The following is a 12,327-nucleotide window of genomic DNA, read 5'->3' as shown; positions in this document are numbered from 1 at the left end:
CGTACGCCGACACGACGGCCACCGGCCGCCCGCGCGAGGGGCACTCGGTCGCCCGCGGGGCGGAGGTTCGTCGGGTGACCCACGACCACACCCACGAGCACCCCCACGAGCACGACCACGCGGACGACCACGCGCACGACCACGCGCACCCGCACGACCACGCCCACGAGCACGCCGGGCAGACCCCCGAGGCCGCCGAGCTCAACGCCGCGGCCCTCGACGCCTCGGTGCCCGACCACCGCCTGACCCCCACCGAGCTCTCGCGCCGCAGCCTGCTGCGCGCCGCCGGCCTCACCGGCGCCGCCGGAGCCGGCGCGGCCGCGATGGTCGGCGTCACCCCTGCCATGGCCGCCGAGGGCAAGCGCCCCGGCAAGGGTCCCGGTCCCGGTCCCGGCCCGCGCCCCGGCGGCCCGGGAGGTCCTGGCGCCGTGCGCACGTGGCTGGCCGGCGACCACCACATCCACACGCAGTACAGCTCCGACGCGCAGTACCGCGTCATCGACCAGGCGCAGCACGCCGCGGCATACGGCCTCGACTGGCTGGTCATCACCGACCACGGCGGGGCGACCCACGCCCGGATCGGCGTCGACAAGGTCAACCCCGACATCGTCGCGGCGCGCGCGACCCTGCCCGACACCCTGATCTTCCAGGGCCTGGAGTGGAACATCCCGGCCGCCGAGCACGGCACCGTCTTCGTGGCCCCCGGCCGCAACGAGGTGGCCGTGCTCAAGCAGTTTGAGAACGACTACGACGGCTCGGTCAAGGGCGCCTCGAGCAGCTCCCCGGCCAACGAGGCGCTCGCGGTCGCCGGCATCCAGTGGCTCGGCGGCCAGGTCCGCAGCCGCGCCGTCACCGACGCGCTCTTCCTCGCCAACCACCCCGCCCGCAACGGCATCGACAGCCCCCACGAGATCCGGGCCTGGCGCGACGCCGACCCCACCGTGGCGATCGGCTTCGAGGGCGCGCCCGGCCACCAGGCCGCCGGCCTGCCCGCGGGCTACGGTCCCGGCTCGGCGCGCGGCTACTACGGCAACGCGGCCGGCGCGAACTCGTTCGCGGCGTACCCGCCCGAGAGCTACCGCACCTGGGGCGGCTTCGACTGGATGACCTCGACGGTCGGCGGCCTGTGGGACTCGCTGCTCGCCGAGGGCAAGCCGTGGTCGATCACGGCCAACTCCGACTCCCACACCATCTGGGCCGACACCTCGCGGCGCCCCGACGGCTCGTCGTCGGCCCAGTTCGCGGCCGACGGGCGCTACGGCGACCCGGTCTACGCCGGCGCGATCAACCTCGGCGCCGGCGACTTCTGGCCCGGCTACTACAGCCGCACCCACGTCGGGGCCAGCGACCGCAGCTACACCGCGGTGATGCGCGGCATGCGCGACGGCCGGCTCTGGGTCGACCACGGCGCGCTGGTCAAGGCGGTCGACGTGCGGGTGCGCACCACCGGCCGCGGCCGGACCGACACCGAGACCCTCGGCGGCACGATCGTCACCCGCAAGGGCAGCCGGGCGCAGCTCACGGTGCGCGTCGACGTGCAGGACCGGCCCAACTGGTCGCAGTTCGTGCCGCAGCTGGCGCGCGTCGACCTCATCCGGGGCAAGGTCGACCCGCTGTCGGCCACCGACCGCGACACCTTCCGCGCCCCCGACACCAAGGTCGTCGAGCAGTGGGACGTCTCGGGTCGCACCGGCACCGTCGAGATCACCTACGACCTCGGCGTGGTCGAGCAGGCCTTCTACGTGCGCCTGCGCGGGACGGACGGCAAGCGCAGCCAGCCCGGCTACCTCGGCGCGGCGGTCGACCCGGCCGGCCCGGCCATCGACGTGGTCGGCTCGGCCGACCCGTGGGAGGACCTGTGGTTCTACACCAACCCGATCTGGGTCGTCCCCGCAGCGTGAGCCACCCCGTCCTGATCGCGGTCGACACCGGCGCGGGTGACCTCGCCGGTGTCGACCACGTGGTCCACCGCCTGCTCGAAGTCGTGGGCCGCCTGCCGGACACCGTCGCCAGCACGCACGTCGTCGCGGGCCACCACGCCGTCGCGCTCTCCTGGACCGCGGAGACCTCACCCGACCCCGCGGCGCTCGGAGGGACCCTCGTCTCGGCGTACGTCGGGAGCGGGGTGGTCGCCGACGTCGACGGCCACCGGCGGGAGGCCGGGCCGTCGGACCTGCTCGACGGCGCCCTCGAGGCGGCGGCGCGTCACGCGGACCGGGCCTCGGGACGGCTGGTGGAGTTCCCGGGTCGGCCCGGCATCGAGCGACGGCTGAGCGTCGCGGAGGTCGTCGCGAGCAGCTGCGTCGAGGACGTCGTCGGGCTGGCCGGCACGGTCGTGACGCCCGAGAGCGTCGTGGACCTGACCGGCTTCGCCCGTCCGACGTGGGCCGACGGCCGGTGCACGCTGCTCGTGCAGACGGGCGCGAGCGGACTCATCCCGTTCGAGGTGGCCCAGCAGCTCGCCTGCTGCAGCCACCACTGACGCACCGGGTCTGGCTCAGCGCCCGGTGCGCTGCGCCTCCCAGTCGAGCGGGTCGCCCGGGGTGTTGCCGCGCACGCAGACACCTACCTCGTAGGACAGCGTGCCCTGGACGACCTTGCGGCCCTTGAGCTTGCCGGTGACCTCGATGCGGTAGTCCGAGCCGTCGTCGGTGGCGCCCGCGACGACGTCGCGGAACCGGCCGGTGCGCGGGTTGATCTTCATGTCGTTCATCGGCTGGGTGACGAGCTCGATGTCGTTGTAGGGGTAGGACACGCAGATCACGTTCATCGTGAAGGCGAAGTCCTTGATCTTGCGACCCTTGCGCGCGACGTCGAAGGAGATCGAGACCTGGTCGAGGGCGTTGTCAGGTGTGGGGACGACGTTGCCCTCGTAGCTGCCGTCGGGGCTCTTCGGCTTGCCCGCCGCCTCTGCGGGAGCGTGCAGCGAGAGCGTCAGGGCCAGGGCGGTCGGGAACGCGAGCAGGGCGCGGGCAGTCCGGGTCACGGACCCTTCCTACCCGCGCCCCGCGCAGTGACTCAACCCGTCAGGCGGCCTGGGAGGCGGAACCCTCCGTCTCGTCGACGGCGACCGGCTCGAGCGCGCCCCGCACCACGTCGAGGACGTCGCCGACCACGTGCACGGTGAGGGCCTCGCGCACCTCGGCCGGGACGTCGTCGAGGTCGGGCTCGTTGCGCAGCGGGATGAACACCTCGGTCAGCCCGGCCCGCTGGGCGGCGAGGAGCTTCTGCTTCACCCCACCGATCGGGAGCACCCGGCCGTTGAGCGTGACCTCGCCGGTCATGCCGACCTCGGAGCGCACGGGCCGCCCGGTCGCCAGCGAGGTCAGGGCGGTGACCATCGTGACGCCGGCCGACGGGCCGTCCTTGGGCACGGCCCCGGCGGGCACGTGCACGTGCACCGAGCGGTCGAAGAACGCCGGGTCGACGCCGAGCTCGGCCGCGTGGGAGCGGACGAACGACAGCGCGATGCGCGCCGACTCCTTCATGACGTCGCCGAGCTGGCCCGTGAGCGTGAGCCCCTTCTCCCCCTCGTGGGCGCCAGCCTCGATGAACAGCACGTCGCCGCCGAGACCGGTCACCGCGAGCCCCGTCGCGACGCCCGGCACCGAGGTGCGCTCCGCCGACTCCGGGGTGAACCGCGGGCGCCCGAGCAGCTCCTTCAGGTCCGCCACGTCGACGTCGACGTGCTCGGCCCCGGTGGCCAGCCGGGTCGCCGCCTTGCGCAGCGCCTTGGCCAGCAGCCGCTCGACCTGTCGTACGCCGGCCTCGCGGGTGTAGTTCGACGCGAGCTCGCGCAGCGCGGCGTCGGTGATCGTCACCTCGTCGGCGTCGATCGCGGCCCGCTCGAGCTGGCGGGGCAGCAGGAAGTCGCGGGCGATCGCGACCTTGTCGTCCTCGGTGTAACCGTCGATCGTCACCAGCTCCATGCGGTCGAGCAGGGCGCTCGAGATCTGCTCGACGACGTTGGCGGTCGCGATGAACAGCACGTCGGACAGGTCGAGGTCGAGCTCGAGGTAGTGGTCGCGGAAGGTGTGGTTCTGCGCCGGGTCGAGCACCTCGAGCAGCGCCGCGGCGGGGTCACCGCGGTAGTCGCTGCCGACCTTGTCGACCTCGTCGAGCAGCACGACCGGGTTCATCGAGCCGGCCTCCCTGACGGCGCGGACGATGCGGCCGGGCAGGGCGCCGACGTACGTGCGCCGGTGGCCACGGATCTCCGCCTCGTCGCGGACGCCGCCGAGGGCGACGCGGACGAACTTCCTGCCCATCGCGCGGGCGACGGACTCGCCGAGCGAGGTCTTGCCGACTCCGGGAGGGCCGGCGAGCAGCACGACCGCACCGGAGCCACGGCCGCCGACGACCTGCAGGCCGCGCTCGGCGCGGCGGGCGCGGACGGCGAGGTGCTCGACGATGCGCTCCTTGACCTCGTCGAGCCCGTGGTGGTCGGCGTCGAGCCGGGCGCGCGCGGCCGCGACGTCGTTCACGTCGTCGGTGGTGACGCCCCACGGCAGCTCGAGCACCGTGTCGAGCCAGGTGCGGATCCAGGCGGCCTCGGGGTTCTGCTCGCTGGAGCGCTCGAGCTTGTCGACCTCCTTGAGCATCGCCGCGCGCACCTCGTCGGGCACGTCGGCGGACTCGACGCGGCCGCGGTAGTCCTCGGCCCCCTCGGGCTCGCCCTCGCCGAGCTCCTTGCGGATCGCGGCGAGCTGCTGGCGCAGGAGGTACTCGCGCTGGGTCTTCTCCATCCCCTCGCGCACCTCCTCGCCGATCTTGTCCGCGATCTCGGCCTCGGCGAGGTGCTCGCGGGTCCAGGCGATGACCGTCTCCAGGCGCTGCTCGACGTCGGGGGTCTCGAGGAGCTCGCGCTTCTGGGCGTCGGAGAGGTACGGCGCGTAGCCGGCCGCGTCGGCGATCGCCGACGGGTCGCTCATCTGGTGCACGGTGTCGATGACCTGCCAGGCCTCGCGGCGCTGCAGGACGGCGACGACGAGGCGCTTGTAGTCCTCGGCGAGCTCGCGGGCGTGCTCCGTGACGGTCTCGTCGACCGGCTCGACCTCCACCCACAGCGCCGCGCCGGGACCGGTCACCCCGCTGCCGATCCGAGCGCGCCGTCCGGCGCGCAGCACCGCACCCGGGCCGCCGCCGACGAGGCGTCCGACCCGCTCGACGCTGGCCACCACGCCGTAGGAGGCGTAGCGGTCCTCGAGGCGGGGCGCGAGGAGGAGCTCGCCGTCGCTGCTGGAGCGGGCGGCGTCGACGGCGGCCTGGGCCGCCTCGTCGAGGGGCACCGGCACGACCATGCCGGGCAGGACCACGAGGTCGGAGAGGAACAGCACGGGGAGTGATGCTTGAGTCATGCTCACTCAACTTCGAGGATCGAAGCGGTGTTCCGGCGTACGCCGTTGTTCGCTGTGAGCAGAGGTGGGAACCAACTGGCGCACCGCTGGTTGAGGAGGTCGCGCTGGCGACCGTCTCGAAACCACCCGACCTCGACCGTGGTTTCGAGACAGGCCTAGCGGCCTTCCTCAACCACCGGAGGTCAGGCGCGCAGCGCGGCCGCGTCGTCGGTGAGCTGGCGGAGCAGGGCGAGGACACCGTCAGGGCCGGGGACGACGACATCGGCGAGCTCGACGAGGGCGTTCTCCTCATCCGAGGCCGAGCAGACACGCAGGGTCGACAGTCCCTCGCCCTCGAGGTGCTTCAGCGCCTCGAACGCCTCGACGTCACCCAGGTCGTCGCCGGCGTAGAAGAAGCCCCCCGCCCCGAGCTCCTCGACGAGGGTGCGGACCGCGACGCCCTTGTGCATGCCGGGCGAACGGACCTCGATGACCTGCTTGCCCGGCTCCACCGCGAGGTCGTAGCGCGCGGCCTCGTCGCGCAGCACCGGCAGCAGCTCGTCGAAGCTCGCGCCCGCGTCGGCGAGACGTCGGGTGTGCACCGCGACCGCGAGCCCCTTCTCCTCGATGTGCGCCTCGCCGGCGCCGTGGCGGCGCAGCAGCCGCGGCAGGTCGGCGGTGAACGACGCGAGCCCGCGCGGCGGGCGGGGGCTGACGACGCGACGGCTCGTCGAGCTCCACCGCTCGTTGCCGTACTGCCCGAAGAGGTAGAGCTCCTTGCCGGCCTCGTCGACCACGCGGCCGACCTCCTCGAGGCCGCCGAGGTCGAGGGCCTGGCGGGCGGGGCGTCCGGTCACGACGGCGATCGCGAGCACCTGGGCGGACAGGTGCTGGAGCACCTCGGCGGCTTCCGGGTGGATGAAGGCCTTCGCCGGGTCGTCGACGATCGGCGCGAGGACGCCGTCGAAGTCGAGGCCGACGACGGTCTCGGGGGCGGTTCGGACCAGCGCGGCGTAGCGGCGTTCGCCGTCCGCCGAGGTGAACTCCACGGCCTTACCCCATCACGGGCGGGCTCGGCTCAGTCGAGCGGGCCGGTGAGGATGACGGTGACGCGGTCCTCGCGCATCGGGTCGACCGCGGGCTGCACCCGCTGGATGCCGAGGTCGAGGGCGAGCAGCTTGGCGGCGCGCTGGAGCCGCGCGGGGTAGTAGACCGTGGAGGCCGGGATCGTGCCGTACCAGTTGTCGGAGCCGACGACCTGCCAGCCGATCTGGGTGGCCTGGTCGGCGACCTGGCCGGCGAGGCCGGTGATGCCGGAGTTGTTGAAGACGACGACGTAGACCTTCGAGCGGTCGACCTTCGGCTTCTTCGGCTTCTCGGGCTTCGGGGTCTCGCTCGGCGTCGTGGGTGCGGCGGCCGGGGACTCGCTCGCCTCGGGTACGGCGACCGTGGTGATCTCGCGCTCGGTCGGGGCGCTGTCGCGCGTGAAGACGAAGGCGACACCGGCCATCGCGACCGCGATGACCGAGAGGATCACGACCGGGGAGGGGAAGACGACGCCGCGCTCGTCGCGGCTGTGCCGGGCACGGCTCATGGCGTTCTCCAGACTCAGACGTCGAAGCCCAGGCGGCGCGCGGAGCGCTGGCGCTGGCGGGCGGCGCGCAGACGGCGGAGCCGGCGCACGAGGAGCGGGTCGGCCTCGAGGGCCTCGGGACGGTCGATCAGGGCGTTGAGCACCTGGTAGTAGCGCGTCGACGACATGTCGAACTGCTCGCGCACCGCGGTCTCCTTGGCGCCGGCGTACTTCCACCAGTGCCGCTCGAACTCGAGGATGTCGCGGTCGCGCTCACTGAGGGCCGGCTGCTCGGAGGAGGCCGCGACGGCGTCCTGACGTCCCACGTTCGCAGCGTCCATGGCGGTCATCGTAGGTGAGGAATGACAGCGATGTGATTCGACGCGCCCGGTTCAGCCGGCCGGGCATGATCGGGTCCATGACGACCCGCTGGGGGATCCTCGGTCCCGGACGCATCGCCCACACCTTCGCCGCCGACCTGGCGCTGCTGCCCGACGCCGAGCTGGTCGCGACCGGCTCGCGCTCCCTCGAGCGGGCCGAGGCGTTCGCCGCCGAGCACGGCGGGGCGGCGTACGGCTCCTACGAGGAGCTGGTCGCCGACGAGCGTGTCGACGCGCTCTACGTCGCCTCGCCGCACGGGGTGCACGTCGAGCACGTACGCCTCGCCCTCGAGGCCGGTCGCCCCGTGCTGTGCGAGAAGCCGCTGACGCTGCGCGCCACTGATGCCGAGGCGCTCTTCGCCGAGGCCCGCGAGCGCGGGGTGCTGCTCATGGAGGCGATGTGGACGGCGTGCCACCCGGTCGTGCGCGAGCTCGCCCGCGCCGTCGCCGCCGGGGAGTACGGCGCCCCGCGGCAGCTCCACGCCGAGCTGGGCTTCGTCGTCGCGACCCGCGCCAGCGACGACAGCGACCGCCTGCTGGACCCCGCGCTGGGCGCGGGCGCCCTGCTCGACATGGGCATCTACCCCCTCACCTTCGCCCACCTGCTGCTCGGTGAGGCCGAGGAGCTGCGCGGCACCGCCGTGCTCGCCGACTCCGGCATCGACCTCGACGTGGTGGTCGCCGGGCGCTACCCCGGCGGTGCCGTCGCGACCCTGGGAGCCTCGATGACGTCGTGGTCCTCGCGCCGCGCCGAGCTCGCGACCGACACCGGCCGGTTGGTGGTCGAGGACTTCCACCACCCGACCTCGGTCACCTGGACCCCGCACGACGGCTCCCCCGTGACCGTGGAGGGCTCCGAGCCGGTGATCGGTCGGGGCTACTCCCACGAGGCGGTGGAGTTCGCGCGGTGCCTCGACGAGGGCCTGCTCGAGAGCCCGCTCGTCCCCCACGCCCAGACCCTCACCCTGCTGCGGCACATGGACGACCTGCGCGCCCAGGTCGGCGTCCGCTACCCCGGCGAGGACTGACGGTCGCCGCTGGTTCGGCGCACGATGGTTGAGGAGGCGCGCCAGCGCCGTCTCGAAACCACTCTCTGGCCCCGGGGCACACCGTGTGCGACCCTGCTGCCGCTCCGGAGGCTCCGGGCGCCGCTGCGAACCCGAAGAACCCGGAGAACCCCATGCGCCGTCGCGTGCTCACCGTCCTGCTGCCCGTCGTCGCGGTCCTCACCGCCTTGGCCCTGGTCGCCGGGACCTCCGGGATCGCGACCGCCCGTCCGGACGCGGCGAAGCGGTCGCTGGTCAAGACGGTCAAGAAGGTGTCGAAGAAGGTCGCCAAGAAGGTCGTCAGGAAGCAGGCGCCGAAGCTCACCGTCGGCAACGCCGCGGCGCTCGGGGGCCGCGCGCCCGCGGCGTACCTCACCCAGAGCTACAGCATCGACATCGCCGGCGTCTCCAACGTCGCGAGCTTCGACAAGACGCTGCCGGCGGTGCCGGCGGGGACCTACCAGGCCACGCTCTACCTGACGGCCTCGCTCACCAGCGCCTCCGCCAACATGTTCTGCAGCCTGTCGCAGGACGGCGTGGCCGTCGACCTGCTCGACGCCTACGCCGCGCCGTACGGGTCGTTCCGCACCATCACCGCCAGCCGGGTCGTGACCGTCGGCGGCCCGCTCCGCCTGTTCTGCCGGCCGACGGCGGGCAACATCCTCGCGGTGCCCGCCAACCCCGAGTACGCCCCGGCGCAGCTCCAGCTCGTGCGCGTCGACGCCAACCAGGGCCTCGGCACGAGCAGCTGACACCCCGCCCGGCGTACCGACCCCGGGGGGTGACCGCGGTCTCAGGTCGCTCTGCCTAGGGTGGCGACGTGGGTCACGACCTCGTCATCGTCGCCAACCGACTGCCCGTCGACCGCGTCGAGCAGCCGGACGGCAGCTTCGACTGGCGACCCTCGCCGGGCGGGCTCGTCAGCGCCATCGAGCCGGTGATGCGCGCCGGCGACGGCGTCTGGATCGGCTGGCCCGGGGGCACGGAGCAGGACCTCGAGCCCTTCGAGGCCGACGGGCTCTCGCTGCACCCGATGTCGATGACCGCCGAGGAGGTCGAGGGCCACTACGAGGGGTTCTCCAACGGCACCCTCTGGCCGCTCTACCACGACCTCGTCGCCAAGCCGGAGTTCCACCGCGAGTGGTGGGAGCAGTACGTCGCGGTCAACCAGCGCTTCGCCGACACCGCCGCCGAGCTCGCCAGCGAGGGCGCGCTCGTGTGGGTGCAGGACTACCAGCTGCAGCTCGTGCCGCAGATGCTGCGCGAGCTGCGCCCCGACCTGCGCATCGGCTTCTACCTGCACATCCCGTTCCCGCCGGCCGAGCTGTTCCAGCAGCTGCCGTGGCGCCGCCAGCTCCTCGAGGGACTGCTCGGCGCCGACCTCGTCGGCTTCCAGCTGCCCGGCGGTGCCGCCAACTTCGTGCGCCTGGTGCGCCAGCGGGTCGGCCACAAGACCCACCGCGACCTCGTCTACCTGCCCGACGGCCGCACGGTGCGCGCCGCGGCGTTCCCCATCTCCATCGACGCCGCCGGCTACGAGGAGCTGGCCCAGTCGGAGACGGTGACCGAGCGCGCTGCCGAGATCCGCGAGGCGCTCGGCAACCCGAGCAAGATCTTCCTCGGCGTCGACCGGCTCGACTACACCAAGGGCATCTACGCCCGCCTGCGCGCCTACGCCGAGCTCCTCGAGGACGGCGAGCTCGACGTCGACGACGCCGTCTTCGTCCAGGTCGCCGTGCCCTCGCGTGAGAAGGTCGAGGAGTACCAGCGCCTGCGCGACGAGATCGACCGGCTCGTGGGCCGCATCAACGGCGACCTCGGCCGCATCGGTCGCCCCGCCATCTCCTACCTGCACTCCTCCTACCCCCGCGAGGAGATGGCGGCCATGTACCGCGCCGCCGACGTGATGGTCGTGACGCCGTACCGCGACGGCATGAACCTCGTCGCCAAGGAGTACGTCGCCTGCCGCTACGACGAGCAGGGCGCCCTCGTGCTCTCGGAGTTCGCCGGCGCCGCCGACGAGCTGCGCCAGGCCTGGCTGGTCAACCCCTACGACATCAACGGGATGAAGGCCGCCCTGCTCGAGGCGTTCCGCGCCGACGGCAAGGAGCTCGGCCGCCGGATGCGCGCGATGCGCAAGACCGTCTCCAGCAACGACGTCCAGGCCTGGGCCGAGTCGTTCATGAGCGAGCTGTCCGCCGTCCGCGAGTCCCACGGCAAGTCCGTCCGCCCGCCCAGCGACGACTGAACCCACGGTGGTCGAGGGAGGACGAAGTCCTGTCTCGGGACCACCTTCGGTCCGAGTGGTCTCGAGACGGCCGCAGCCGGCCTCCTCAACCACCGTGGCGGTGGTTGAGGAAGGACGAAGTCCTGTCTCGAAACCACCCTCGACAGTGGTTTCGAGACGGCCGTGGCCGGCCTCCTCAACCACCGGTGGAGAGCAGCTCCTCCCGCAGCGCCGGACCGAGCTCTCCCCAGCCGGGCTCGTAGCCGTAGACCTCGCGCAGCGACGCCGAGCTCCGCACGCCCTCGGCGAGGTCGATGTCGTCGGGGCCGATCAGGGCGGGGTGGGTGACGCCGATGGCCTCGGAGACCTTGAGCAGGTCGCGGCGCAGCGCGACGACGTACGCCGCGACGCGGGCGGCCTTGGTCTGGGGCTCGAGGCCGCGCTGGAGCCAGGCGCTCTGGGTGGCGACGCCGGTAGGGCACTCGTCGGTGTGGCAGCGCTGAGCCTGGATGCAGCCGAGGGCCAGCATCGCCTCGCGCCCGACCTGGACGCCGTCGAGGCCGAGGGCGAAGCCGACGACGGCGTTCTCGGTGAGGCCGAGCTTGCCGCCGCCGATGAAGACGACGTCGTCGGTGAGCCCGGCCTGCGCGAAGCGGCGGTAGACCTGGCTGAAGCCGAGCCGGAAGGGGTAGGCGACCGAGTCGGAGAAGACCAGCGGCGCTGCGCCGGTGCCGCCCTCTCCCCCGTCGACGTTGACGAAGTCGACGCCTCGCCCGCCCGAGCCGCGCAGTCCCTCCATGCGGGACACCAGGTCGTCCCAGAAGGTCAGGTCGCCGACGGCCGACTTGATGCCGACCGGCAGCCCCGTCTCGGCGGCCACGAGCTCGACGAAGTCGAGCATCGAGTCCACGTCACCGAACGCCGTGTGGCGGCTCGGGCTGGCGCAGTCGACACCGACGGGGATGCCGCGGATTTCGGCGATCTCGGGCGTCACCTTCGCGGCGGGCAGCATCCCGCCGAGGCCGGGCTTCGCGCCCTGCGACAGCTTGATCTCGATGGCCCGCACGGGCGCCGAGGCGACCAGGTCCCTGAGCCGTGCGAGGTCGAAGCGGCCGGCCTCGTCGCGGCAGCCGAAGTACGCCGTGCCGATCTGGAAGACCAGGTCGCCGCCCTGGCGGTGGTACGGCGAGAGCGCGCCCTCGCCGGTGTTCTGCAGGCACCCCGCTCGCTTCGCGCCCTCGTTGAGCGCGGTGACGGCGTTGGCCGACAGCGAGCCGAAGCTCATCCCCGAGATGTTGACGACGCTCGCCGGCCGGTGCGCGAGGCGCCGGCCGCGGGCCGCCCCGAGCACCTTGGCCATCGGCAGCGGCTCGCCCTCTTCGGCGTGGCGCGCGGTCGCGGCGCCGGGCCCGGCGAAGGTGCGGTGCTTGATGACCGTCCAACCCTCGGCGTTCTCGACGTCGTTGTCGGTGCCGAAGCCGAAGTACTGGTTCTCCCCCTTCGAGGAGGCGTAGACCCAGCGCCGCTGGTCGCGGCTGAAGGGCCGCTCCTCGTCGTTGGAGGTGACGATGTACTGCCGCAGCTCGGGGCCGACCTTCTCGAGGACGAACCGCAGGTGACCGGCCACCGGGAAGTTGCGCAGGATCGCGTGCCGCGTCTGCGTGACGTCGTACGCCGCGACCGCGCCGAGCGCCGCCGCCGCCCCGGCCGCCAGGCGCGTCCACCTCACGGCATCTCCATCCGGGTCTCCATCTGGACTGTCTAG

General features: G+C 72.9%; 11 protein-coding genes. 5 read left to right on the top strand and 6 right to left on the bottom strand.

The genetic code is table 11. The features are described 5' to 3' along the window. Nucleotides 1-74: 74 nt before the first annotated feature. Both GRQ65_RS12500 and GRQ65_RS12495 read left to right on the top strand, forming a co-directional pair. Nucleotides 75-1,901 carry a PHP domain-containing protein gene (locus GRQ65_RS12500; protein ID WP_160878311.1) on the top strand — a complete coding sequence of 609 codons (1,827 nt, stop codon included), beginning with the start codon at nt 75-77 and terminating at the stop codon, nt 1,899-1,901. Continuing rightward, a complete protein-coding gene (locus GRQ65_RS12495; RefSeq protein WP_160878310.1) occupies nt 1,898-2,482 on the top strand; it encodes a hypothetical protein in 585 nt (194 codons plus the stop codon). Before GRQ65_RS12500 ends, GRQ65_RS12495 begins: the two co-directional genes overlap by 4 nt. A 15-nt stretch (nt 2,483-2,497) precedes the next feature. Here GRQ65_RS12495 and GRQ65_RS12490 read toward each other — a convergent pair whose 3' ends face one another. The 5 genes from GRQ65_RS12490 to napA form a co-directional block, all read right to left on the bottom strand. Next, on the bottom strand, nt 2,498-2,986 hold the full coding sequence (locus GRQ65_RS12490) for a hypothetical protein (RefSeq protein ID WP_160878309.1): 489 nt from the start codon (nt 2,984-2,986) through the stop codon (nt 2,498-2,500). A gap of 40 nt (nt 2,987-3,026) precedes the next feature. Continuing rightward, nucleotides 3,027-5,336 carry an endopeptidase La gene (lon, locus tag GRQ65_RS12485; protein WP_439331863.1) on the bottom strand — a complete coding sequence of 770 codons (2,310 nt, stop codon included), beginning with the start codon at nt 5,334-5,336 and terminating at the stop codon, nt 3,027-3,029. Nucleotides 5,337-5,539: 203 nt separating this feature from the next. Continuing rightward, the gene (gene otsB / locus GRQ65_RS12480; protein WP_160878307.1) at nt 5,540-6,385 is read right to left on the bottom strand and encodes a trehalose-phosphatase; all 846 of its coding nucleotides are present in this window, start codon (nt 6,383-6,385) and stop codon (nt 5,540-5,542) included. 29 nt (nt 6,386-6,414) lie between these two features. Further along, a complete protein-coding gene (locus GRQ65_RS12475; RefSeq protein ID WP_160878306.1) occupies nt 6,415-6,930 on the bottom strand; it encodes a LytR C-terminal domain-containing protein in 516 nt (171 codons plus the stop codon). A 14-nt stretch (nt 6,931-6,944) separates the two neighbouring features. Continuing rightward, nucleotides 6,945-7,250 (bottom strand): nucleoid-associated protein NapA, encoded by a 306-nt coding sequence (gene napA, locus GRQ65_RS12470; protein WP_160878305.1) that lies wholly within the window; start codon nt 7,248-7,250, stop codon nt 6,945-6,947. A gap of 77 nt (nt 7,251-7,327) precedes the next feature. On the opposite strand from napA, the gene GRQ65_RS12465 reads away from it, so the two are divergent. From GRQ65_RS12465 to GRQ65_RS12455, 3 genes are all read left to right on the top strand, one after another. Continuing rightward, nucleotides 7,328-8,317, top strand: coding sequence for a Gfo/Idh/MocA family protein (locus GRQ65_RS12465; protein ID WP_160878304.1), 990 nt, complete (start codon nt 7,328-7,330; stop codon nt 8,315-8,317). A gap of 152 nt (nt 8,318-8,469) precedes the next feature. After that, nucleotides 8,470-9,087, top strand: a complete 618-nt coding sequence (locus tag GRQ65_RS12460) for a hypothetical protein (RefSeq protein WP_160878303.1) — start codon at nt 8,470-8,472, stop codon at nt 9,085-9,087. A gap of 68 nt (nt 9,088-9,155) precedes the next feature. Then, nucleotides 9,156-10,583, top strand: a complete 1,428-nt coding sequence (locus tag GRQ65_RS12455; protein ID WP_160878302.1) for a trehalose-6-phosphate synthase — start codon at nt 9,156-9,158, stop codon at nt 10,581-10,583. Between the two features lie 175 nt (nt 10,584-10,758). On the opposite strand, the gene GRQ65_RS12450 is transcribed toward GRQ65_RS12455, so the two are convergent. Continuing rightward, entirely contained in the window at nt 10,759-12,291 is a 1,533-nt protein-coding gene (locus tag GRQ65_RS12450; RefSeq protein WP_160878301.1) for a glutamate synthase-related protein, read from the bottom strand. Nucleotides 12,292-12,327: the final 36 nt, after the last annotated feature.

Origin of the sequence: Nocardioides flavescens (genome assembly GCF_009823805.1) — a bacterium.
In the GTDB taxonomy this organism is placed as follows: Bacteria; Actinomycetota; Actinomycetes; order Propionibacteriales; family Nocardioidaceae; genus Nocardioides; species Nocardioides flavescens.
The sequence above is the reverse complement of the archived record's forward strand: the minus strand, read 5'-3'. Positions and strand labels throughout refer to the sequence as shown.

Coding starts and splice junctions, on each gene's coding strand:
- GRQ65_RS12475 (WP_160878306.1), bottom strand. CDS start 6,930: ATGAGCCGTGCCCGGCACAGCCGCGACGAGCGCGGCGTCGTCTTCCCC.
- napA (WP_160878305.1), bottom strand. CDS start 7,250: ATGGACGCTGCGAACGTGGGACGTCAGGACGCCGTCGCGGCCTCCTCC.
- GRQ65_RS12465 (WP_160878304.1), top strand. CDS start 7,328: ATGACGACCCGCTGGGGGATCCTCGGTCCCGGACGCATCGCCCACACC.
- GRQ65_RS12460 (WP_160878303.1), top strand. CDS start 8,470: ATGCGCCGTCGCGTGCTCACCGTCCTGCTGCCCGTCGTCGCGGTCCTC.